The organism is Myxococcales bacterium, assembly GCA_016699535.1.
Taxonomy (GTDB): Bacteria; Myxococcota_A; Polyangia; order Polyangiales.
Window position 1 is genome coordinate 3,640,299 of the sequence record CP064980.1, and the last position, 23,591, is coordinate 3,663,889.

General features: G+C 50.7%; 22 protein-coding genes and 1 pseudogene. 12 read left to right on the plus strand and 11 right to left on the minus strand.

The window, feature by feature from the left end; all coding sequences use genetic code 11:
* The first annotated feature begins 100 nt into the window (after nucleotides 1–100).
* From IPJ88_17170 to IPJ88_17200, 7 genes are all read left to right on the plus strand, one after another.
* Nucleotides 101–946: a class II glutamine amidotransferase gene (locus tag IPJ88_17170; protein QQR89875.1), complete on the plus strand. Its 846-nt coding sequence runs from the start codon at nucleotides 101–103 to the stop codon at nucleotides 944–946.
* A 191-nt stretch (nucleotides 947–1,137) separates the two neighbouring features.
* Nucleotides 1,138–1,431 carry a hypothetical protein gene (locus IPJ88_17175; protein ID QQR89876.1) on the plus strand — a complete coding sequence of 98 codons (294 nt, stop codon included), beginning with the start codon at nucleotides 1,138–1,140 and terminating at the stop codon, nucleotides 1,429–1,431.
* A 102-nt stretch (nucleotides 1,432–1,533) separates the two neighbouring features.
* Nucleotides 1,534–1,968: a YeeE/YedE family protein gene (locus IPJ88_17180; protein QQR89877.1), complete on the plus strand. Its 435-nt coding sequence runs from the start codon at nucleotides 1,534–1,536 to the stop codon at nucleotides 1,966–1,968.
* Nucleotides 1,965–2,381, plus strand: coding sequence for a YeeE/YedE family protein (locus tag IPJ88_17185; GenBank protein QQR89878.1), 417 nt, complete (start codon nucleotides 1,965–1,967; stop codon nucleotides 2,379–2,381). Before IPJ88_17180 ends, IPJ88_17185 begins: the two co-directional genes overlap by 4 nt.
* Before the next feature lie 131 nt (nucleotides 2,382–2,512).
* A complete protein-coding gene (locus IPJ88_17190) occupies nucleotides 2,513–3,403 on the plus strand; it encodes a pirin family protein (protein QQR89879.1) in 891 nt (296 codons plus the stop codon).
* 76 nt (nucleotides 3,404–3,479) lie between these two features.
* Nucleotides 3,480–4,355, plus strand: a complete 876-nt coding sequence (locus tag IPJ88_17195; protein ID QQR89880.1) for an NAD(P)H-binding protein — start codon at nucleotides 3,480–3,482, stop codon at nucleotides 4,353–4,355.
* A gap of 6 nt (nucleotides 4,356–4,361) precedes the next feature.
* Nucleotides 4,362–5,531, plus strand: a complete 1,170-nt coding sequence (locus IPJ88_17200) for a glycosyltransferase (GenBank protein ID QQR89881.1) — start codon at nucleotides 4,362–4,364, stop codon at nucleotides 5,529–5,531.
* Nucleotides 5,532–5,549: 18 nt separating this feature from the next.
* Here the strand turns inward: IPJ88_17200 and IPJ88_17205 are convergent, their stop codons facing one another.
* From IPJ88_17205 to IPJ88_17240, 8 genes and pseudogenes are all read right to left on the minus strand, one after another.
* A complete protein-coding gene (locus IPJ88_17205; protein ID QQR89882.1) occupies nucleotides 5,550–6,551 on the minus strand; it encodes a dihydroorotate dehydrogenase-like protein in 1,002 nt (333 codons plus the stop codon).
* A 24-nt stretch (nucleotides 6,552–6,575) separates the two neighbouring features.
* A pseudogene (gene nifJ / locus IPJ88_17210) lies at nucleotides 6,576–10,155 on the minus strand (pyruvate:ferredoxin (flavodoxin) oxidoreductase).
* Nucleotides 10,156–10,410: 255 nt separating this feature from the next.
* Complete coding sequence (locus IPJ88_17215) at nucleotides 10,411–10,689, minus strand: thioredoxin (GenBank protein ID QQR89883.1); 279 nt, start codon at nucleotides 10,687–10,689, stop codon at nucleotides 10,411–10,413.
* Nucleotides 10,690–10,738: 49 nt separating this feature from the next.
* Nucleotides 10,739–12,643, minus strand: a complete 1,905-nt coding sequence (locus IPJ88_17220) for a hypothetical protein (protein QQR89884.1) — start codon at nucleotides 12,641–12,643, stop codon at nucleotides 10,739–10,741.
* Nucleotides 12,644–12,710: 67 nt separating this feature from the next.
* A complete protein-coding gene (locus tag IPJ88_17225) occupies nucleotides 12,711–13,721 on the minus strand; it encodes an AAA family ATPase (GenBank protein ID QQR89885.1) in 1,011 nt (336 codons plus the stop codon).
* Nucleotides 13,722–13,750: 29 nt separating this feature from the next.
* The gene (locus IPJ88_17230; GenBank protein QQR89886.1) at nucleotides 13,751–14,206 is read right to left on the minus strand and encodes a hypothetical protein; all 456 of its coding nucleotides are present in this window, start codon (nucleotides 14,204–14,206) and stop codon (nucleotides 13,751–13,753) included.
* Nucleotides 14,164–15,840 carry a transglutaminase domain-containing protein gene (locus IPJ88_17235; protein QQR89887.1) on the minus strand — a complete coding sequence of 559 codons (1,677 nt, stop codon included), beginning with the start codon at nucleotides 15,838–15,840 and terminating at the stop codon, nucleotides 14,164–14,166. Before IPJ88_17235 ends, IPJ88_17230 begins: the two co-directional genes overlap by 43 nt.
* Before the next feature lie 94 nt (nucleotides 15,841–15,934).
* Nucleotides 15,935–17,245, minus strand: a complete 1,311-nt coding sequence (locus tag IPJ88_17240; GenBank protein QQR89888.1) for a DUF58 domain-containing protein — start codon at nucleotides 17,243–17,245, stop codon at nucleotides 15,935–15,937.
* 24 nt (nucleotides 17,246–17,269) lie between these two features.
* Here IPJ88_17240 and IPJ88_17245 point away from each other — a divergent pair, with 24 nt between their 5' ends.
* Nucleotides 17,270–17,833 carry a hypothetical protein gene (locus tag IPJ88_17245; GenBank protein ID QQR89889.1) on the plus strand — a complete coding sequence of 188 codons (564 nt, stop codon included), beginning with the start codon at nucleotides 17,270–17,272 and terminating at the stop codon, nucleotides 17,831–17,833.
* Between the two features lie 8 nt (nucleotides 17,834–17,841).
* Here IPJ88_17245 and IPJ88_17250 read toward each other — a convergent pair whose 3' ends face one another.
* Genes IPJ88_17250 through IPJ88_17260 form a run of 3 tightly spaced genes read right to left on the minus strand, consistent with a single transcriptional unit; the run spans nucleotide 17,842 to nucleotide 19,928 of the window.
* Entirely contained in the window at nucleotides 17,842–18,462 is a 621-nt protein-coding gene (locus IPJ88_17250) for a hypothetical protein (protein ID QQR89890.1), read from the minus strand.
* 2 nt (nucleotides 18,463–18,464) lie between these two features.
* Nucleotides 18,465–19,328 carry a TPM domain-containing protein gene (locus tag IPJ88_17255; GenBank protein QQR89891.1) on the minus strand — a complete coding sequence of 288 codons (864 nt, stop codon included), beginning with the start codon at nucleotides 19,326–19,328 and terminating at the stop codon, nucleotides 18,465–18,467.
* A gap of 15 nt (nucleotides 19,329–19,343) precedes the next feature.
* On the minus strand, nucleotides 19,344–19,928 hold the full coding sequence (locus IPJ88_17260; protein QQR89892.1) for a LemA family protein: 585 nt from the start codon (nucleotides 19,926–19,928) through the stop codon (nucleotides 19,344–19,346).
* Between the two features lie 206 nt (nucleotides 19,929–20,134).
* Here IPJ88_17260 and msrA point away from each other — a divergent pair, with 206 nt between their 5' ends.
* The 4 genes from msrA (at nucleotide 20,135) to IPJ88_17280 (ending at nucleotide 23,555) form a co-directional block, all read left to right on the plus strand.
* Nucleotides 20,135–20,764, plus strand: a complete 630-nt coding sequence (gene msrA / locus IPJ88_17265; protein QQR89893.1) for a peptide-methionine (S)-S-oxide reductase MsrA — start codon at nucleotides 20,135–20,137, stop codon at nucleotides 20,762–20,764.
* Nucleotides 20,765–20,888: 124 nt separating this feature from the next.
* Nucleotides 20,889–21,761 carry a hypothetical protein gene (locus IPJ88_17270; protein QQR89894.1) on the plus strand — a complete coding sequence of 291 codons (873 nt, stop codon included), beginning with the start codon at nucleotides 20,889–20,891 and terminating at the stop codon, nucleotides 21,759–21,761.
* Nucleotides 21,758–22,774, plus strand: coding sequence for an ABC transporter ATP-binding protein (locus tag IPJ88_17275; GenBank protein QQR89895.1), 1,017 nt, complete (start codon nucleotides 21,758–21,760; stop codon nucleotides 22,772–22,774). The genes IPJ88_17270 and IPJ88_17275 overlap by 4 nt, the downstream gene beginning before the upstream one ends.
* The gene (locus IPJ88_17280; GenBank protein QQR89896.1) at nucleotides 22,767–23,555 is read left to right on the plus strand and encodes an ABC transporter permease; all 789 of its coding nucleotides are present in this window, start codon (nucleotides 22,767–22,769) and stop codon (nucleotides 23,553–23,555) included. The genes IPJ88_17275 and IPJ88_17280 overlap by 8 nt, the downstream gene beginning before the upstream one ends.
* Nucleotides 23,556–23,591 lie beyond the last annotated feature (36 nt).

The following is a 23,591-nucleotide window of genomic DNA, read 5'->3' on the forward strand; positions in this document are numbered from 1 at the left end:
TATCGGCACAAAACCAGTAAAGTTGCTCGGAGCCCTCATTTTTGCCTTTACCGCCTGCCTTCTTCGACAATCGCTCTTTCGCGTGTCACACTGTTCTGCCATGTGCAGACTGTTTGGCTTTCGAAGTGTAATTCCCTCACAAGTGCATCGCTCTTTGCTCGATGCGGAAAATGCACTGGGCCGGCAAAGCAACGCTCATCCTGACGGCTGGGGCGTGGCTTATTATTTGCAAGATACGCCGCATGTCACTAAGAGCGCATCGCGCGCTCTTGGTGATGCACTTTTTCATCGCCTCAGTGGCGTTGTCGCATCAGAGACAGTTGTCGCCCACGTGCGCAAAGCGACCGTTGGCGATATATCGGTACTCAATTGCCATCCTTTTCAATTTGGACGCTGGATTTTCGCCCACAACGGTGAAATCCCAGGCTTTGCGGAGCAACGGGAGAAATTTCTCGGCGAGATTGATCCCGCTTTAAGGCGCTACGTCTTGGGCGATACCGACAGCGAAGTTATTTTTCATCTGCTTCTCACTGAACTCAATCGCTTTGCAAAACCAACAAGTGTCGTAACCTTGGGTGATTGCATTAGACGCACCATCGATACCGTTCAACGTTTGTGGGAAGCGCCTGATTCGACATCAAAACTTTTATTGACAGTAATGATTACCAACGGCTCTAGCATGTTAGCTTATCGTTTCGGCAAAGAACTTCATTATTCGACCTACAAAACACGCTGCTCTGATCGCGACAGTTGCGCTTCTCTGTCTCCTGAATGTGAAGCTCCCAGCCTTTCTGGCCGAGTCAACCACATGATCATTTCCAGCGAGCCTCTGCTTGGCGAAAATGTTTGGCATGAACTGCCTGATCAGGAACTTATCGGTGTCGACGAGTCAATGATGTTGGTCGCGAAGCCAAGCCAGCAAAACAAGCTTCCTGTTTTGGCGTAGGGCAACATAAAACCCAAGAAAAAACGTTCTGAATTGACTGGACTGTTTCACATTGCACAGCACACCAAGGTCATGTCATAGTGCAGCCTGACTCGTATCAGACAGAGCATACGAGATCATCTGTAAGGAGCAGCATGAACTTGCGGATAGTTTTACTAGGAATACTTTTTTGCTCATTTTTGCCGGCTTGTATGAGCAAAATTGAAGACGACTACCTTGAAGGTCGTGACTATCAGCAATGCGATACAGTTGCAGTCATCACCGCGAACCTCCCGCTAAAAGTGCGTGCGGAAGCATCAGCAAAAGGAAATGTACTCGGCGAGATTTTTCCAGAGCAAGAATTCCTCTTTCTGCGCTCCCTTCAAGGAGACGCTTACAGGTGCGGCCCTGAGCTGTGTTACAGTTGGACGGAAATCGACTATGGTGGAAACAGCGCCTACGTCGCCAGCTTTTACGTGAGCCGCCGCTGTGCTGCTGAGCCCTAAAACTTGGCCTGCGTAGGAGCGTTTGGAAAAACCAAAACACTTCAAGCAAGCGCGGTAGGCATGTCCTCTTTTCTTAAGTTGCGATTGTGCTAAATCGCAGCGATGGAACATTTTACACCGCTTACTTCCTTGTTAGGTGGCATGCTTATTGGGCTCTCTTCAGCCTGTGTTTATCTTTTTCATGGACGAATCGCTGGCGTGAGCAGTTTGCTTGGCGGAGCGCTGCGTGGCGCCAAAGCCGATCGCGCTTGGCGCACGAGCTTTTTGCTTGGATTGCTAGCTGCCGGATTGCTCGCAGTCCAATTTTTTCCGGATGCATTTGCAGTGACCATCAAACGCCCTCCCATGGTGCTTGCTCTAGCAGGCTTGTTGGTTGGCCTAGGTACACAAGTCGGAAAAGGCTGCACGAGTGGTCATGGGGTTTGCGGCATTGGACGTCTGTCCAAACGATCACTAATTGCTACGCTAAGTTTTATGATCTCCGGAATGCTTACTGTTTTTGTTTATACCCGATTGCTGGAGAGCAACTTAAGATGAAAAGTCTTTTGCTACCTGTCTTTTACGGGCTTATTTTCGGTTTTGGTTTAGCGCTTTCGGGGATGAATCAGCCCAGTAAGGTCATTGGCTTTTTAGATATCACTGGCCACTGGGATCCAAGTCTTGCTTTTGTCATGGGTGGTGCAATAGCAGTATACCTACCGGTTTACCTATGGACGCGGCATAAGCTGTCACAGTCTATTTTAGGAAGCAGTTTTTCTCTTTTGCCCGCCCAAAGTATCGATGCGAAACTTGTGCTTGGAGCGCTTTGCTTTGGTGCGGGTTGGGGCCTTAGCGGCTACTGCCCCGGTCCAGCGCTAAGCTCAGTCGGCGCCTTCTCCGCTAACGCCGCATGGTTTAGCATCTTTATGGTGCTTGGGATCATGCTGACTCCCAAGCGATTTATTGCTTAAGCTAGAGAAACAGTCGTTCCGAAAAAGGAACAAAAAAACCGTTATGTTTCAAATCGTTCCGTTTTTGCAACGATGCTTTACGATAACGATACCTAGCGCAAGAACAATCAAGGACTTAAGCTGCTAGAACTATGGAAAACAACAATTCTAGACAAGCCTTGAAAACAGTAAAACACATCCTTTCCCCCCAGGAAGAGCACTGGGTTGGTAATGGCTTTTTTGTAAGCTCAATTCTCTCTCCTTTTGTGATCGATTCTCAGGATATCAGCCCTTTTCTGCTTTTAGATCACGCTGCACCAAAACAATTTTCACCCTCGACTCAAAGCCGTGGGGTTGGGGAGCATCCACACCGTGGCTTTGAGACTGTTACTTTTGCCTACGCTGGCGAAGTCGAGCATCGCGACTCGTTTGGCGGTGGTGGCATTATCGGCCCAGGCGATGTGCAGTGGATGACCGCCGCATCCGGTCTCGTGCATGAGGAAATGCATTCAAAAGAATTCACTCGACAAGGCGGCTTGTTTGAGATGGTGCAACTCTGGGTCAACCTCCCAGCGAAGTTAAAGATGATAAGTCCCAAATATCAATCCTTGCTCGATAAAGACTTTCCACGCATCACGCTCGAAAGCGCAATCGCTCGCCTGATCGCCGGCGAACTTAAACAACAAAAAGGCCCAGCGCATACTCACACCCCCATTCGAGTGTTTGATCTGCATTTCGAGCAAGACGGAGAGAGTCGATTTGCAGCGACGCCAGGACATACCTTGCTTGCACTGCTGCGCACTGGCTCCGTGAAGACAAAGAACGGTGAGCATGCTCGTGAACGGGATATTTTTGTTTTTGATAAGAAGAGCGAAGGCGATGTTGTGTTTGAGGGATCAAAAGGCAGTTCTCTACTCATCCTTGAAGGCCAAGCCTTAGATGAGCCCGTCGTCGCGCACGGGCCCTTTGTGATGAACACCACGGATGAAATCCGAGCAGCCATTCGAGATTTTCAGTCTGGAAAAATGGGTCGATTGAGTTGATCGACCTAGCTCTCTAAAGCTCTTGCCGTTAATTTTTTAATTGCTCTGGAGGCGTACTTTTTTGTGGGCGCGCTTTGTGATTCTCAGTTTAGCTGCCTCGGGGGATGCTTTTTCTCAGGGGATCCGTTATCTACAATTCAACCTTTTTGCGATGGATCTTCAAAGCCAAAATCTCCGCCTTTTTGTGGCTGGCGCCACGGGTTTTACCGGAAGGCATCTTGTCAAACTAGCGTGTGCATCGGAAATCCACACCACGGCACACATTCGGCCGGACTCTACGCGCAGCGAGCAATGGATCGCTTTATTCAAGCAGGCAGGAGCTCGTGTGGATCAGAGCATCTTCTCACTCAAGGCACTGGAAACTACGCTCAGCAAGCTACAGCCTACGCATGTGTTTTGCTTGATTGGCACGACCCAAAGGCGTCGCCTACGCGCGCTACTCAAAGGGACTAAAGCCGGAAGCTATGAGCAAGTTGATTATGGGCTCACCAAGCTATTATTAGACGCCACACGCGCAAGCGCTCCGGATGCTCGCTTTGTTTGGATTTCAGCCACGGGAGCGAGCCCACATGCCTTCAATCGTTATTTGCGCATTCGTGCAAAAACAGAAAAAGCCATCAGCGAAAGTGGGCTTAACTACACCATTGTCCGTCCATCGTTTATTACCGGTCCCGATCGCGATGAGAGCCGCCCCTTAGAGCAGGTGGGAGCATGGTTAGTCGATCGTTGTCTTAAACTGTTCGCGTGCTTGGGCCTAGACCATCTCGTAAAACGCTTCTCTTCGATGCATGCATCGGAGCTCGCCCGTATCTTGCTTGAACGATGTTCGAATGCCGAGCCGCCGCATCACCTCATGAAGTCCCATGAGCTTTATGAACTCAGCCATGTTCGTTACCTTGAAACAAAAGCAATTCTTAACAAGAGGACGGCAGAGGATTCCAAGCCCGTCTAACCCACCATGTGGATACTCCTTTTTCTAACCTTGCCTGTCTGTGCTTTTTTGCTGATCACGGGAATCTTTGGTCACCATTTAAATAAAAACCTAAAAAAAGTAACACAAGCTAAGGCCTTGCTCGATGATGCGAACTTACCTGAGCTAAGCTTGGTTATTCCGGTAAGGAATGAAGCCCAAACTCTACCGCAAGCTGTTGATTCGGTTCTGGCCATCGATTATCCAAAACTTCAGATCATTTACGTTGACGATCGCTCGGACGATGAAAGTCCCACCATCCTTGATAACTATGCGAAAAATGATCCACGGATGACGGTCCTGCATTTGGATACCTTGAAAGAGGGCTGGTTAGGCAAAGTTCGCGCCCTGCACACGGGCTTTGAGCAAGCAACGGGCGAATGGGTCTTAGCGAGTGATGCTGACCTTTGCTTTTCACCACAACTCACTCGTTATGCTCTTAGCTTGGCAGTCGAGCAAAAACTGGATCACCTTGCCATAATGCCCAAAATGCTGGCCAAAGGTTTTTGGTATCGCCTATCTTTATGCGCTTTTGGAGCTGCGTTCATGTTGCTGGTGCGTCCCAAAGCGCTGATGGATCCACAATCCAAAGCCTATACGGGCATTGGAGCGTTTAACCTCATTCGACGGTCCCGTTTCGATCGATCCAAAGGCTTTGAATGGCTACGTTTGGAAGTGGCCGATGATATGGGTCTCGGCATGCTGATCAAACAGGCACATGGACGATCGATGTTGGTACGGAGCTGTGGACTGCTAACCGTGAGCTGGTATCCGAATCTAAAAGCCATGATGCACGGCTTAGAAAAGAATCTGTTTGCCGTGACTTGCGGATACAGCTACCTGCGCTTGCTGGCGACGGTTATCCTTGTGTTGATGCTGTTCTTTACGCCGTGGCTAGCTCTTTTTCAGCCATGGTTTGACTGGCTCAGCGTTGTGGCGCTTTTGGCTATCGCTTCCAACGCTTACTATAATCTAAGCGTCTCGCGAATTTCCGGAATGCCTACTCCTATTGCTTTGTTTGCGCCTCTCGGTCTATGGACCTTACTGTATGCGCTCATGATATCGGCATACAAAACATGGAAACAAGATGGCATTTATTGGCGAGAGAGCTTTTACAGCCTTGATACACTTCGCAAGGGGCGTCGCGTTAAACTCTGATCGCATGCACGAAATTGGTTACAAGGTATCGGTCGAAAACGAGCTCAGAACACGCATGTAGTTGGCTCGCTCAAAGGCTCCAGGCTCAGCGCAGTTCATCTGACTCATACTGCCCTGCATTTGTTTCACAGACTCGTACTCATGCTCGATCAGCCATTCTTGGAGTTCAGAACGTAGTTCCGTAATGCGGCCAATGCCATTTCGCAACAGCTCCGAAGCCATCATGGTAATCTTCGCGCCAGCCATCAGGCCTTTGATAACGTCTTCGCTACGATGCACGCCTGTAGTGAGCGCCAAATCAGCTTGAATACGTCCATAAAGAATCGCTATCCAACGGAGCGGCAAACGCAACTCATCCGAGCCACTTAAGACCAAATGAGGAACAACTTCAAGAGTTTCAGGATCCAAATCGGGCTGGTAAAAACGATTAAATAGCACCAAGCCATTCACTCCAGCATCCGTAAGTTGTTTGGCCATGTGAGCAGTTGAACTAAAGTAAGGGCTAAGCTTCATTGCAATCGGAATGGATACCGCCGAGCGAACATGTTTGAGAATATCAAGATACATCGTCTCGACCTGCAGTCCAGTTAGGCCCAGATCTGTGGCAAGATAGTAAACGTTGAGCTCCAAAGCATCAGCGCCTGACTGTTCTATGTTCTTTGCGTAATCGATCCAACCGCTGTTTGAAATGCCGTTGAGGCTTCCTATCACGGGAATCGAAAGTGATTTTTTAGCCCACGCCAAATGCTCGAGATATTCCGCCGGGCCCGTTTGATAATCAGGTGCCTCAGGAAAATAGCTTATGGCCTCTGCCGAAATCTCCGCACCCTGATTGAGATAGCCATCCAGATTATGACTCTCCTGGGTGATTTGCTCTTCAAACAACGAGTGAAGTACAACAGCAGCAGCGCCTGCATCCTCCATGCGCTTGAGGTCATCACGACTACGCATCAAAGGCGAAGAGGACGGCACTAGCGGGTTTTCTAACTTAAGGCCCAGGTAGTTTGTGCTAAGATCCATTTCACTTGCCTCGCTTTTTCCTCATCAACTATTTGTTGTGCTTGCAAGTTTTGCATAACTTGCCCATTGCGATTTCACATCGTCAGTTGCCATTTGCAAAAGCTCTTTCGCGCGTTCAGGCTGGCTTTGAGTCAGCATTCGGTAGCGTCCTTCACGATACATGTACTGCGAAAGCGGCAGCGACGGCTCTTTGCTATCAAGCTGGAATGGGTTTTTGCCTTCATGAAGCAAGTCCGGGTTGTAGCGATAAAGTGGCCAATGGCCTGATTTGACGGCTGCTTGCTGCTGCTCTAGGCCAAATTTTAAATCGTAGCCATGCGCGATGCAATGCGAATAGGCCAAGATCAAGGAGGGCCCGTTGTAGGCAGAGGCTTCTTGAAAAGCCTTGATAGTCTGCACATCACTTGCCCCAAAAGCAACGCGTGCGACATAAATATTGCCGTAACTTATCGCCAAAAGCCCCAGGTCTTTTTTAGCCATTGACTTCCCAGCAGCAGCAAACTTTGCGATTGCAGCGCGTGGTGTCGATTTGGACATCTGACCACCCGTATTTGAATAGACTTCGGTATCCAATACAAGAACGTTGACGTTGCGGCCCGATGCAAGCACATGATCCAAACCGCCATAACCAATGTCGTAAGCCCAACCGTCGCCTCCGACTATCCAGACGCTCTTGCTGACCAGAGCATCCGCTAGACTTAGCAGTTGAGTGAGGGAGCGTTTTTGCTCAGCTCGGCTCTCGGCTTCTCGCAATTTTTGCAGTCGCTGCTTTAGATTTTCAACAGCTGCGCGTTGAGCTTGAAGGCCAGCTTCATCATCTTGATTTGCCGTTAGCAGCGCATCAACGAGCTCACTACCAATCTCTTCTCGTAAATCACGAAGCTGCTGTTGAGCAGCCTCTTGCCTTTGATCGAGCGCAACACGCATCCCAAAACCAAACTCAGCGTTGTCTTCAAAAAGTGAATTGGACCATGCCGGACCACGCCCTTCTGCGTTGACAGTGTAAGGTGTGGTCGGAAGATTGCCCCCGTAGATTGACGAGCAACCCGTAGCATTGGCAATGATACTGCGGTCACCATAGAGCTGACTGAGCAGCTTAATGTAGGGCGTTTCTCCGCAACCTGCGCATGCACCGGAAAACTCAAACAAGGGCTGAAGAAGTTGCGAGTACTTAACTTTGTGCACCGGGAGTTCTGTTCGATCTATATCGGGCAACTCAAGGAAGAACTCCCAATTCTTACTCTCCTGCTCCCTGAGAGCAGCGACTGGGGCCATGTTGATTGCTTTATACTTTGGTTGTGCTTTGTTTTTAACGGGGCAAACATCAACGCACAATGTGCAGCCCGTGCAATCCTCAGGCGCCACTTGTAAACTAAAGACCTTGTCCTTGAACTCAGCAAAACGCGCGGGCGCAGACTTAAAAGTCTCAGGCGCTTTTTCTAGACGTGAAGGGTCAACTATTTTCTGTCGAATAACCGCATGAGGACAAACAAACACGCACTTGCCGCATTGAATGCAAATGCTTTCATCCCATACGGGTATTTCGGTCGCAATATTTCGCTTTTCCCATTTTGTTGTTCCGGTGGGATAACTTCCGTCGTTAGGCAGCGCACTCACGGGAAGATCATCTCCAAAGCCTTCAATCAGCCTGGCGGTGACTTGCTTTACAAAATCTGGCGCGCTGTCCGGCACCAGAGATCGGCGCTCGCGCGTACTCGTTACCTCGCTTGGGACTTTCACTTCATACAGATGCGATAGTGCAGCATCGACCGCTGCGTTGTTTTGCTTAACGATCTCTTCGCCGCGTTTGCCATAGGTCTTCTTGATGGCATGCTTAATAGCTTCGATGGCTTTATCTGGCGGAAGAACGCCGCTGAGCTTGAAAAAGCAAGTCTGCAGCACCGTGTTGAAACGTCGCCCCATCCCAGTTTCCGCTGCAACTTTGTATCCGTCGACTACAAAAAACTTCAGCTTCTTTTTGATGATGCTCTTTTGAATTGTGCCTGGAAGCTTTGCCCACACTTCCTCCGGACCGTAAGGGCTATTCAGCAGAAAAGTGGCCCCCTCCGAGGCTTTTGCAAGCACATCGTAGCGGTCAAGAAAACTGAACTGGTGGCAAGCCACAAAATTTGCAGAGTCGATAAGATAGGTGGAGCGAATGGGTCGTGGACCGAAGCGCAAATGCGAGACCGTCATCGCCCCCGCTTTTTTCGAGTCGTAGACAAAATAGCCTTGGCCGTAGTTTTCAGTACTTTCGCTAATAATCTTAATGGAGTTTTTGTTCGCACCCACAGTGCCATCGGAGCCAAGGCCGTAGAACACAGCACGCACTACGTCATCGGCTTCAATGTTAAAGTTTTTGTCCCACTCTAAACTGCGGTGCGTTAGGTCATCATGAATACCAATCGTAAAGTGGTTTTTAGGCTCACGATGAGTTAGTTCTTCGAAAATGGCTCGCACAATGCCAGGATTGAACTCTTTAGAGGAGAGCCCGTACCTTCCGCCAATGATACGCGGCATGCCATTAAGATGGCTCTTGCCGCTTGCCGTTAGCTCACAAAGCGCAGCAAGCACATCGAGATACAGAGGCTCGCCCGAGGCGCCGGGTTCTTTCGTGCGGTCCAAGACCGCAATTTGCTTTGGTTGTTTTAGGCAAGGCAGCGACAAAAGCTTCGGCGCTGAACGGGCGGTACAAGCGCACTTTGAGAAGACCAACCTTTTCACCCTTTTTGTTAAGGTATTCGACTGTCTCGTGCACCGTCTCGGCGCCCGAACCCATCATGACAATAATGCGTTCCGCGTCTTCCGGACCTACATAGTCAAAAAGCCGGTACTGCCTCGAGCTGTATTTTGCAAAGGCATTCATGATCTCTTGGACAAGGCGAGGCGTGTTGTCATAAAAGGCGTTTACGCTCTCACGCGCTTGGAAAAACACGTCGGGATTTTGCGCGGTGCCGCGAACCACCGGATGATCTGGACTCAGCCCGCGTGCGCGATGCGCTTGGACGAGCTCCTCGTTCATCATGGCTCGCAATACTTCATTGGACAGTGGCTCTATCTTCGAGACTTCGTGAGAAGTGCGGAAGCCGTCGAAAAAATGAACAAAGGGTAACCTTGCCGATAAAGAAGCTGCCGTTGAAATGAGCGCAAAGTCCGATACTTCTTGCACATTGTTTGAGGCCAGCATCGCGAACCCGGTAGCACGAGCAGCCATCACGTCCGAATGATCCCCAAAAATCGATAGCGCTTGAGCTGCTATCGATCGAGCCGCGACATGAAATACCGTAGGTGTGAGCTCACCTGCGATTTTGTACATGTTAGGAATCATCAACAGCAACCCCTGCGACGCCGTGAAGGTTGTGGTGAGCGCACCGGCTTGAAGGGAGCCGTGCACTGTTCCTGCGGCACCACCTTCAGACTGAAGTTCAACGACTTGAGGTACTGCACCCCAGATATTTGTTCGCTTTTCAGACGACCATTGATCAGACCATTCTCCCATTGGAGAAGAAGGAGTAATCGGATAGATGGCGATTACTTCGTTGATGCGATGAGCAACCCGGGCTGCCGCCTCGTTGCCGTCAACAGAAACCATTGCTTCGGTCATTTTAGCCTCATTCCTGATAGCGAGAGGACTTGCTACCGTGTTCAATCACACTCCAAGAAAATGTTCCAGCAAATAGTTAGTTTGCCCCGAAAAAGGTTGGACCAGTATCCAACAACAGCAAAGCAACAGGAGTTTTCTTAGAGCATCGCTCTAGAGCCAACTCGAGCTAGAGCCTATTTGCAAAGCTCATCGATTAGTTCGCGATGGTATAAGCTACCACGAAAACCGACCACACGTTCCACTTCTTTACCGTCCTTAAAAATAGATAACGGTCGGTGTGCCCCGTACTCCGTAACGCGCCGCAATTTGCATCCCGTCGGTGATGTTAAGCTCACAAACCTTAACAGTCTCCGCTTTGTCACTTGCAATGCCAATAATCACATCTTCAAGTTGTTTACAGGGCGCACAACCTGGCGACCAAAAATCAACCAAAGTAAGTCTATCGGATTTTAGTACCTGAGCATCAAAGTTTTCATCACAGAGCGAGGTTGGCATGACACGCTTGGAAGCAAACAGGTTTGAAAACCAACTCATCCCTTGATTATAACATGAACCCGGCTTCTTTATCGAATAAAGATAACAACTAAAAAGAGGGATTGCCCGAAGCAGCAGGCTCTTCGTTGAACAAGCTTCGAAGAGCATCCGGACTGCGGATGTTGGACCCTTCTAGCGAGTTTATATCCACCTGGGTCAAATCGACATTTGGAGCAAAGACCTGTTCATGAAAAGCCTTAGCGATGTTGGCAGCGTCTTCTTTTCTATGTTTGATCTTGTGTTGTGCGCAACCCAAAGCATCGCCCGATGCTCCGATAAGACACAAACGCATGGATGCGGTGTTCTGTAAAAATTGCAGACGAATAGCTGCTCGATCTTGCTTATCAAGCCTATCGGAGCGCGCTAAAAACTTCAGCACCCTAGCCTCCAAGGCATTGGCCGCCGTCGGAAAACGAGTTGGAATGGGGATTTCTAAACGTCTGAATGCACCGGGATCATGCTGCAACGCACGATCCACCCACATGGCCGACTGCTTTGCTTGACCTATCTGCCAACTTGCTTCGGCTGCCACCACAAAAAGCCTTGCTCGCAATAATACTTCAGCTTTGCCCAATGTTTTTTCTGCCGCGTTTGCAGCTCGCAGGCTTTCAATGTAGCGCCCTGCTCTCAAAAAAGTCTCGGCTTTGAACGCATCGTAATACGCCTGCACTAAGGGTCGCTCATCGCTCTGTTCGGCCTCTCGCAAAGCTTCCATACTCACCGACGGCCCAAGGACATCAATGAGATCCCCTGCAAACCAGGGTGGCATGACAGCGCTTTGAGCGGAACCTATCTTGAAGGTGCCTGCAAGCCTTGAGCCTTCCGATAGCAGGCGCGCAACTTGCTGTCCCGCTCGCCAGGCCTTCATTCGCTGAAACGACGCTTGCATCCACGCCCACAAACGTTTGTAAAAAACCTTGTCGACGCTTTTTTCTAACTGCTGCTCCGCGCTAACTCGCAATGCCCGGCGATGCAGCAAGGCTAGAATAGCGCGATCCTGTTCTGCTTCGCGACTGGTATGCGCACGCCTATCTGGAAGCAACAAAGCTTTTTCGGAAATCTCTGCTGACACATCAGCTTTGCCCATTACCAAGAAGAAGGCCGCAAGACCGCGCCTTAACTCAGAGAGGTCCACGTTGCGTACATGTGGAGGGCGCTCAGCTCGATAAGGTGCAATCGATTTAAAAGCAGATAAACTCTCTGCAAAACGTCCTTCGCGCAAGTAGAGATCGGCCAAATCAAGCCATGGATTAGCGTACCATGAGACGGGTACGCGTGTGGCTTCAAGACTGGTTTTCTCCGCTTCATCGAGTTTAAATAAAGAACGGGAGGCTTCAGCGTAGTTGCTTAGATCGACAGCACTTAGGGTTCGTCGCTCTTGCCGTGCATGCTCGACAGCTTGCTTACAGGCGAGATACCCAGCCTCATTGTCCCCTGCTTCAAATTCAATCGCGCACAATGCATTGTAGGCCAAGACTTTTTGAAACAACGTATCTTCTTTGAGAGCCAACTTGGCATATTTGCGCGCTTCTTTGTAACGCCTCAGTTTCATCAAAGGCCACGCTCGCTCGGCAATCATGAGTGGACGGTAGTACTCATTGTAGCGATCCATGAACGCAATACGTTTTTCGTATTCCTCCATGTCGTAGTACGATGCACCCAGTTCCTTCAATATTCGAGAATGCCAACCCCATGGTTTTTGGGGAGTGGGCACTTTGCCGTACTTGCGTTCGTAAAGCTTCAGTGCTTTTTCTAAATGGAATACTGAACGCGGGATATTGGCTTCGGCGTAGTGCTCAACATAGCCAAGAACCAAATGAGCAACGTACGAGCTTTTGTTCTTTTCGATTACCTCCTGGGCAAGTTCGCGTGCTTTGATCAGCTTATCGGAACGAGCAAAAGCCCAAGCAAGTTGTTCATCACTGCTAGCCCGCAGATTTGCAGCTTGGGGCATCGGCGGCAGCTCATCAGCTCGCGCTGGCAGCACCAGCAAACATAGCAAAAAAGAGCAGGCGATAGTTTCATCGCTTAAGGGTGGTTCGTGCCAGCATCTCAAGCACTGGTTGCAAACACTCGCTAACCACTTGGCTCTCATCGCCGATGCCCGGAACGCAGTCCAAGCGATGAGCAAAAACGAAGGGCGACAAAACTGCAACATCGTCTGGACTGACAAAGTCACGTCCATGCACTAACGCCCTAGCCTGCAAAGCTGGCAGCATCAACACCAAAGAACGCGTTGAAACCCCCTGAACAACGCGTGCATCTGAACGCAAAGTCGTTGCAAGTTCAACAAGACCTTCTTGAATCGCTGGCGAAACAAAGACACTTTCTCGTAAAAGTTTTCGCACCGCAAGGATTTCTTCACGGCTTACTTGCGCTAAGCGCGCAGCTGTCTGCAAACTGGTTTCTGGATAGCGAGCAAGCACCCTGAGCTCGGCTTCACGACTAATATGTTTCATGCGGATACAGAACAAAAAGCGATCCAGCTGTGGTGTCGGTAAAGGATAGGTGCCAGCAACATCGCGCGGATTTTGTGTTGCAATCACAAAAAACAGTTCATCCAGTGGATAAGTCTGGTTATCAACGGTCACCTGTTTTTCCGCCATTGCTTCAAGCATGGCCGATTGGACTTTGGGCGAGGTGCGGTTAATCTCATCCGCCAACACCACATGCGCAAACAAAGGTCCAGGCCGAAAACTCAACGAAGAACGCTCAGGATCAAACACACTCGCGCCAGTAATATCGCTGGGCAGTAGATCAGGCGTAAACTGAATGCGCCTAAATGCTCCAAACGCGCTACTACGCTCAGCCCGGGAGATGCCTTGTCCCAACGCACGTGCCAAGGTGGTTTTTCCGGAACCAGGATAGTCCTCAAGAAGGACATGACCATCGGCAAATAGCGCGATACTAATGAGCTCGATGACATCGTCGCGACCGACAATCGCGGCACGAAGGCGGGCCATCATCCGATGCATCACTTCTTGTGCCCTTGGGAGTTGCTCAGAACTTATCGCGACCTGTGGATCTTGCATGCTATCGCTTCCTACTTGATATCGAAATTCTATCTAGAAAACAGCCATGACCATGGCAGAATCAAAGCCCAAAGTCTACGCCACCAACTCACGTTCTGCCGACGCTCATCCCGCAGATTGCTAAGTGCCGAAGGAAGCGACGCCTGCAGATTCCGCTGAGGATCGGCAAAGGCTGTAGCGATGTGAGTATCGCTAAGTTGTCTAAAACTTGGATAGCGTTGTTGCAACCGTCTGGCGAACGCTTCTTGGCTCTCTCCATAGTGTCGTCTTATTCTTAACTCCGAAAGCACATCCAACGCCGCACGATAAGCATAGTGATTTTTTTTCCGACCACGGGAAAAATGGTAACAAACGCGACGGTAAAATTTGATGACATAGAAGATGAAGAGCGTAAGAATGCTTATCCATGCGAGCAGCCACGGGAGCAACTCGACCGCCCGTATTAAAAAGCGACTGGCTTTGGCTGCCGGAGAATCCTTGCCCATTTGCAAAGGACGCTCTCCGCGCAGCAGCTCCCCAATAATCGCTGCAGATCCGGATCAGGCGGTGGTGGTGGCGAATCAAGACTTTGCTCCGGAAAGATGTCCATCACGATCCAACCGAGGTCTTGAAAATAAACTTCCGGCCAAGCATGTGAATCTGCGCTGCTGAGCAGTAGAGCTGAGCCTCCCTGTCTGGCAGCTTCATTAATCGCATAGCCGGTTGCTACACGTGAGGGAATGCCGAGCTGGCGCAAAAGGTAGACGGCCGCGTGCGCAAAATGAATGCAATAGCCTATTTTTTCCCCAAACAAAAAAGCAGCTGTTGGATCTTCCGCGTTCGCGTAACCGTGCCGTAAACTGTAGGTGCCGTGAGAGCCTAGCCAACTGACCACAGCAACGGATTTGGCCATCGGATCGCTCTTTAGGGCTTCTGGCATCTCATCCACAATGCTCTGGGCCAGCTTGTCGTAACGAGGATCTTTGGGCGCCGCCAAATAGTACTTCCACTCCGAAGCCGTCCATTCTTTCTTTCCAGCTTCAGCTCCTATTAGGGCTAAGTATTCAGTATCCAGAGCGGCCGACTCGACCTCGTAGCTTCTTAAAAACCGTGATGGATTACTGTTTTCGGTTGCTGTTAAGCTAATCGGCGACTCGAGCCCAGGAGGTCTTGAATGATCCGCCAACAAGGCCATCGTTGTTTTTAGATCTTTGCGAACGCCCGCTACAACAAAATCGTGTGGTATCGCAAACGAGGTGGTCGGAAAACCTGGAGCAATATCTGTATCGACATCGTCACGCGTAGTGGTGACCAAACGTCGGCCGTTGTACTGACTGAAAGCGTTTTGTCTAAAGTAGTAAACGCCTTGGGGCGGTGAATAATCATCGTGAAATAAGACCACGGCAACCGGTGAGCGGTCGGCTTCGTCGTTGTAGTTGTCACGAAACTCCATTTCTTCGGTACTATGCTGGCCTTTGCCCGATTGTTCTTTGTTCTTTTTTTGCTGGCCTTGTTGTTTGTTCTTTCCACGAAGGCCCAGCGCATCTCCAGCAACCGATGGCGTCGGCAGTCCCAACACCTGCGTGCCGGCAACCACGACTCCGAGTATCAACAAAAAGAAAAGCCCCATGCTTAAGGCTCGCCACAAGCCTTTCGCTCGATTGATGACAAAAAAAGCTAGCAGCGAGACGGCCACGCCAATCAACAAAATGGCCAGAGCCGGATCCTTGCCCTGCGTCAATAAGGGGTCAGCAAGTTCGAAGGGGCGGTTGATGGATCCATAACGATGAGCGGCTAGCAACTGGGTAAAACTTACACACACAAGCGCTATCTCTAGCAGCACAAAATAACGGAAGCGCAAAGCCAAACTCCGAGCCATAAGCGCAACGGAATAGCAACAAATAAAAAAACCAAGGTCTTGAGCAAAAGCAAAACGCGAAGTTGTATCGAGAAAAGAAACAAAAGAGAGCGAGGACAGTATCCAGCTACGAACAAACAAACCCAAAAGAAAAGCAGAACAGAAATCAGCACGAGAGCAGCAAGACGCACGCGCTTTTTCAACAACAAGTGCGCAGTGACAACGCCAAGCACTGCTCCCGTGCCGGCACTCACTCGCATCGAAAAGCTGGAAATGGACCATAATAAAGCGACAGCCGAAACCCCATAAGCCAAGGCCGAAATAAGTGTTAGACTCCAGCTTCCGGACAAAGGCCCGTTGTTCTTATGACCCGGCATTAAGCGCTCCGCCTTAGCTCACGTTTATCGCTCATGGAATGCAGGTAGCTGTCTCCACTTTTCCGGTCAAGGATATCAACACTCGCACCCATTTTCTTAAGCGAAATGAGTAGCTCTTGCAACTCGGTCTTCGTAAAGACATCGGATCTGTTTGCATTGAAAAGAAAACGCGTCAATAGCTTCGGAGGATGTTCCTGTGGCGCGCCGTCGATCCCTATGACGACATGCACGCCCGCGGCAAACTCACTGATACACTCCCGCAACTGTTCAAGCCACTCGCCCTGTTGGGTTGGGGGACAAAACACCAACAAACTGGAAAAACCAAGTTTGCGTTGAGCAGACACAAATTGACGTAGTTCGGTCTTCTTTTCCTTGTTCCGTTGTTTTGAAAGCTGGATAAGCTCCAATGCTTTTGCAACGTCAACGGCAAGCTCCGAGCTACCATCGGCACCAAACAACCAGTCTTCCCCCAAAGCCTGTTGTTCGATCGCAACGCGCGCTACGGCTGCACTTGCATCATCGTTAGGCCCCTCAACCAAATAAGCTAACACTTTTGTCGTTTTGCTAAACGCCCGTTCGGGAAAACGCGTCATCAGTTTACGCGTGCGCGCAAAAAGCTTCCAATGAATGAGGCGTGCAGGATCCCCGGGGTTGTAGCGACGGAGCTCGACACGGTCTCCTTCGGCGAGCCCTCGTGGATGTGCCAGGTCTTCCCCTCCAGCGTAGGCACTTAGCAGCGGACTGCGATCCAATGCGCCTGTCCATGGCAATACCTTTAACTCAAGCAGCTGCGCGGATTCAAAAACAATCCGACTCAAGCCCAGAATATCTTGGATAAAAAAACGACGCTTAAGGTTTTTGTACTGGCCACGCTCCAAAAGACGAACACGCTCATGCAGCACACGGCTTCTATTAATACAATCAAGCTCCGCGATATTGGGCTCATACCACTGCCACCTCAAATCAACCCACGGGAGCCAAGAGACCGCTTTGAGCGCAAAATCTGTTTCCACCTGCAGACAGGTCTCAAGGCTAAGGGCCTTGCATCGAAGCCGTCGCAAGCGAAGGTGCGAGAGCAATGCAACAGTCACCGTGCTCAGTACGGAAAAGCCAAGCAAAGCAAGCGCGGAATAGGACAGCACGAGCACGACAAGGTCCATTTGCCGAAGCCCCCACCATTGAAGAGCAAAGGGAGCAAGCACGAGCAGCGAAAAGCCAAGGGAACTCAACGGAAACAAATTGCGAACGGTGTGGGTAGTCCTTGCAATGCCTTTCAGCAACTTTCCTTTCGATGAGCCTTTGTTCTTCACAATAGAAATATTATAGTTGCTTTCATGTTAAAGCACAGAGACTTGATTGGTTTTATCTTGGCCCTATGCTCGCTAGCCGCCTGCGCCTCGAGCCCAAAGGCTAAAACAGTACCACAGAAAGCCAAAGAGGTCGCAGTGCAGGTCCACAACAATCAACGCATCGACGTTGTGGTTGGCGCAATGGGAGGCACGCTATCGCTTGGAAGCAATGCTGAGTTACGCATTCCCGAAGGAGCCATTCCAATCAAAACAGAGATTCATTTTCGCTTCGACAGCGATTCTTCTCTTGCAACGCAAAGCTCAACGCGCCGGCATATCGGCCCCACCGTGCACATCGGCCCTGAGCTTGGCTTTGCAAAAGCGATTGAGCTACGGGTGCGTGCTCCACAATCTTCAAACCAGCTCGGCGAAGGCGACTTGTCTTTGTTTATTGAAAAACAGAGCCCGGATCAGCGCGGTCTCGGTCTCGGCGGAACACGCACACGCTGGGAATACTGGCCCGCGAAAAGAGACGGTGAGTACCTAAGCGCTCAACTTAACGAAGTGTACGATTTCCGCATGCAGTTTGTTGTGGAAGCTGAAGAATAAAAGCAGCTCTAGTGGCTTACTACTTTGTTGGCTAACTCGTTTTCGTCGTCAGTTTGCAGGGGAAGCACTTCGCCGACTTGGGTGGCCAGTGCATGGATGACTTTGCAGATACCTTCAGCAGCACGTTTTTCGTGAATCGCCTGCACGATGGTTTTTACGTGCTGTTGCCAGCCTTCAGTTTGAACTTTTTCATGAATGCCGCGGTCGGCTAAAATTTCGACGCGTTTCTCAAGCGCAGAGATGAGCAGCAGCACGCCCACGCGGTTTTTGGTTTCCGCTATATTGTTGTCCAAAAAAGCAAGTTTTGCTTGACGGTGAACTGCAGCTTGCTCCAGCGCATCGGGCGCAAGCAAGCGCAGCAGCGGCGGCAGGCCGCAAAGAAACCAGCTCAAAGCAAGCAAAGGAAGCTGAAGTGCAATCAGCCAATCGGCAGACACCAAAGGGCAGCCATAGTGAATCGTCAGCACTGCGCTCAGCGTGAGCAGTCCGCTACCAAGGCCGCGCCATAAAAGGTAGGCGTCGCTTCTTTCAACCTCGGCCACCACGATTTCGACGTCGCCCAGGGTTTCGACCTCAGCGATTTTTTCTTCGATCTTGCGTTTATCGTCACTGCTTAAAATCCTCGCCATGACTACCATCCCCCCGAAGCGCCGCCGCCGCCAAAGCCGCCGCCTCCACCGCCGAAACCACCGCCACCGCCAAAGCCGCCACCTCCACCGAAGCCACCACCGTAGTACATGCCTCCGGCTCCTGCGCGCGGCGATGCGGAAAAGATCGAGCCGAAGAAAAGGCCCGAAAGGAAGCCGATGATGCCGTGCAAAATAAAAAAGCCAAGCAATCCGCCCGCAACAACCATAATGGGAATGCGCGCTGCCTTAGGCAGCATGCGAGAGACCATGCTGAAAAAGAAAAGCGGCAAAAGCAAGAGCATCCACCCCGGGCCCTGCCTGCGTTGCTTAGCGCGTGGCGGTGGCCCGAGCGATTCGCCCTTGGCTGCTTTCATGAGCGCATCGAAAACTGCATTGATGCCTTCAGCAAAGTTTTGAGCGCGAAACGATGGCGTAGCATACTGGTCAATGATGCGCTTGGCTAGGGCATCCGGGATGGCTCCCTCTAAACCGTAGCCCACTTCAATGCGCATGCGCCTTTCCTGAACCGCGAGCAAAAAAAGCAGCCCGTCATCCCGCTTTTTATCACCCAGTTTCCATTGCTCAACGGTGCGAATCGAAAAATCTTCGATGGGATCGCCATCCAAGGTGGGCACACTCAAAAACGCAAACTGATGGCCGGTTTGCTGTTCATAAGCAGCAAGCTTTTTCTCAAGCTCGGAGCGTGCGCCGGCGCCAAGCACCCCCGCTAGATCGGTAACCCGTGCATTAAGGGCTGGTGGATCAAGGGCACCTGCCGAGTTCGGAAGGAAACAAAGAAGTGCAAGCATCGAAGCGAGCGCACCGACTGTCCATCTTCGTAGCACCGCTCGTATCGCAGTAGGCATTCCTCAGGCCCTACCCTACTCGAACTTTACTTCAGGGGCTCGGTCAGCGCCTTCAATCGTGCCTTCAAAGGTAGGCCTGGTTTCTTTGCCCCGCATTCTCGCGCCAATCATGCTGGGAAAGCGCAACACCACTTTGTTGTACTCAGCAACCGATTCAATAAAGCGACGGCGCGCCACTGCAATGCGGTTTTCCGTGCCCTCGAGCTGCACCATCAAATCACGATAGGCTTGCGAGGCTTTAAGATCGGGATAGCGCTCGACGGTAACGAGTAAACGCGACAAGGCGCCTGAAAGCTTAGCTTGAGCTTGCTCAAATTGTTTAAAGCGCGCCGGATCATCAAGGATGCTCGAATCAACCTGCATGCTCGATACCTTGGAGCGTGCTTCAATCACGTTTTGCAAAGTATCTTGCTCGAAATCAGCTGCCCCTTTAACGGTCTTGACCAGATTGGGCACAAGCTCCGCTCGGCGTTGGTATTGGTTTTCAACTTCCGCCCACGATGCTTTGACGTCTTCGTCGCGCTCGATAACAGCGTTGAAACCACAACCCGAAGCAAACACAGCAGGCAGCAAGAAAAAGAATAGAAGTTTATGTTTCATGAGCGTTCTTTTAAGCATGGCGAACAAAGGACGCAAGGGCGCTAAAACAGCCACATGCCAGAGTTGGCATTAAAATATCATAGAAAACGCCAAACCTGTCATTAAATAGGCGCAAAAACAGACAAAACAGTCATGGCGAAAAACTCATCTAATGTTTTTCCAGGCAAGCATTTTACGCAAAGCCAAGATAGCGTTAAATGGATCGCATGTTCCGCTTTATCCAAGTTGCCCTGCTTTTTGTTTTCGCCTGCCATGCGCAAAGTCATGCTGAGGATAAAGCAATTTCCAAGCAGCCATCTAAACAACAAAGCGCTTATGCCGAAGCAACCTTTGCCGGTGGATGTTTTTGGTGCATGGAAAAACCTTTTGACATGTTGCCAGGCGTGATTGCCACGATCGCTGGGTATACCGGCGGGCACACGAAAAACCCAAGCTACAACGAAGTAAGCAGCGGCAATACAGGTCATGCAGAAGCAGTGCGCGTGCGTTACGATCCAAAAAGAACTAGCTATAAGAAACTACTTGATGTCTTTTGGCACAACATCGATCCCACAGTTAAGGACCGACAGTTTTGCGATGTGGGCAAACAATATCGCAGTGCAATTTTTTATCACGACGCAAAACAAAAGAAGCTGGCCGAATCATCAAAGCTAGCCATTGAAAAAGCAAAACACTTTAAGACACCACTGAAAACGCTGATTCGAAAAGCCGGACCTTTTTATCCTGCTGAAGACTACCACCAGGACTTTTACAAAACGCATCCAGAAACCTACCGAAATTATTCGCTAAGCTGCGGCCGCGAAAAAGCCCTGCAAAGACTGTGGAGTGAACCTTAGCGTCATTGTTGAATCGCTCCATGAACGCTCAAAGCAAGAATCTTTTTAGATTTATTCGAAGCGAAGGGCTCGATTGCGCTATTGGGCTGTCATCAGGACAAAACTCTGTTAGCGTCCCAGGCCTATGGTACTTCGAGATTTGGGCTACCGAGCTTATGAGGGCAGCCTTCAAGGGCGCGGGCAAAATGCATGGGTGCTTTGGCGCTACAGTTTAAGGCGAGCCTGGAACAGTTGGCTGATTAAACTTTCCGTTCTTTTTTGTTGGGTACCTGCCATGGTGCCGCTGGCCTACATCGGTATTGTGTTTTGGTTCTCGACACAAACCGCCGGCGGCAATGCGCCAGGCGCAGGCAACATCGATGGAGCAAGCTTGCTCAATAACCTTTTCAAGTGGCAGCTGTGGTTGTTTGTCAGCTTGGTAACCTTACGCACAGGCGCCAGCGCCATGGCTGAAGACATGACCAACGATTCCTTTACTTTTTTCTTTTCGAAACCGGTTTCGCCTTTGCAGTATTTACTCGGCCGAATGGGCGCGGTGCTGACCTTGGTCTTTAGCATCACCTTATTGCCTACTGCACTCGTCGTGCTCTGTTTGAGCGTCACCTCGCCGCAAGGTGAAGTGTGGCATAGCGCCAAGCTTTTTTTCCCTACCCTCGGCTTGTGTGCCGTTGTAGCGCTGGTCACCTCGGTCGTATCGGTGGGCATCTCTTCGCTCTCTCGTAACCGAGCCTTGACCATGACGGGCTGGCTTTTGTTGTGGATCGTGCCGCACGTCATTGCGTCGGTGGTGTATGCGATTACAGACCTTCCTTGGCTCAAGCTAGCTTCGCTGCCCGCCGTGCTTGGCAGCCTATCGCAGATTTTATTTCAAATTACGCCGGAAAAAGACGCCGCCATACTCAACTGGATGCAGGTGAGCGCAGTGCTTTTGGCGGTTACGGCAAGCAGTTACGCCTTGGCTTGGTTTCGTTTGAACCGTCTTGAGGTGCTTAAATGAATGAAGACAAAACAAGCCCTTCCTTGCGGGCCATTCGTTTGAGCAAGTGGTACGGACGCATTACCGCGCTGCAACAAATCAGTGTTGATTTGGAACCTGGCATTTGGGGACTGCTTGGTCCCAACGGCTCGGGCAAGAGTACCTTCCTAAAGCTGTGCGCAGGACTGCTTCGCCCTAGCCTTGGGCAGATGCATGTCAACGGCATGGCGCCTTTTGCTAACCCAAAAGTGCTAAAAGACATTGGCTTGTGCCCCGAAGCCGATGCTTTGCCAAAAGAGCTTAGCGCCCTTGAGTTTGTAGCCGCCATGGCGCGTCTGTCCGGCTTTTCAAAAAAGGAAAGCCTCGAGCGAGCGAAAGCAGCACTGGAGCGCATGGGACTGACGGAAGCCGCTGATCGGCGTTTGGTGGGCTTTTCTCGCGGCATGCGTCAACGCGTAAAACTTGCTCAAGCCATGGTGCATGAGCCCTCGATTCTTCTTTTAGATGAACCTCTGAGCGGCACCGATCCTACGACGCGTCAGATGATCCTCGCGGAAATTCAAGCCCATGCCGATCGCGGCGGACTGGTGCTTTTTTCTACGCATGTGCTTCATGAAGTGGAGAGCCTCACGGACAAAGTATTGCTGATTGCGCGAGGGCAACTCGTCGCACAAGGCGCCATTCGCGAAATCCGTGATTTGCTCGATGATGTGCCACACCAGATTTGGGTGGAGTGCAGCGAAACACGCAAGCTTGCGCAAAGCATGATTGCTGAAGAGCACATCAAGCGCATCGACTTTCACGATGCAAGCCGGGTGGTTTTCGAAACAGATGCGCCCGATCAAAGCTACACTGCGCTCGGTCAAAAACTATCCGAGCACGACTACGGTCTTGTGGCGTTGAGCAGCCCGGATGCCCAGCTTGAATCGCTTTTTCATCGCCTTGTAGAGCGCAGCTCAGGGCTCGCCGGAGTGGGTGTGGACGCAGCAAGCAAAAAACAAAACAAAGCACGAAAAGAGGCAGCCGATGCATGAACTTCCTTCAGGCTACCCTGCCATACAAACTGTGGCCGAGCTTCATTGGCTCAAACTCAAACGCGGCAAAGGTCTTTGGCTAGGCATCATCGCAACGCTCACCGTCATCGTTGCGGTGGCCCTAGCGCGCTATGCCGCCAAAGACATCGAGCCAAGCGAACTGATGCAGAGTGCCTTGAGTTTGGACTTCTTTGGCCTTTTGGTTTATTTGCTGCCTTTTTTGTTTGCGGCAGGAGCCATCTCCGATGAAGTCGAAGATCGAACCTTTAGTTTTATCATCAGCCGCCCAGTCCGACGTGTTTATCTACTCCTGGGAAAATTTCTAAGTGCATCATTGGCGAGTATTGCTTTGCTTTGCTTGAGCACACTGTGTTTGCATCTGATAATTTACTTGCCGGATTTCAGCGCCGCGAGCGCCGCGCTGCCGCAGAGCCTTGCTGCAATGGGAAGTCTTAGCATCTTGGCTTCAGCCTATTGCGCTATTTGCTTGCTCTGGGGCGCACTGGCTGTTGAAGCCTCTGGAGTGCTTAGTGTGATGTACTTTGCCGTGGTGGAATTTTCACTTGGGCACATCCTGCCGGGACCTTCACGCATGGTGTCGCTGAACTACCATGCAAAGCAACTTGCCGGTCTGCCCAAAGGCGGCCTCTTCGCTCCAGAGATGACCCCAGATTTGCCAGCTGTGGCTCACGCTGGCGTGCTTTGCGCTGCCTTGCTTGTCGTTATGCTTCTGTGCACCCTTGTGATCAACCATGGCGAATACGTCACCGAACAAAGCTAAAGCGAAGTAATTCTCGATATCAAAATAATAGATTGA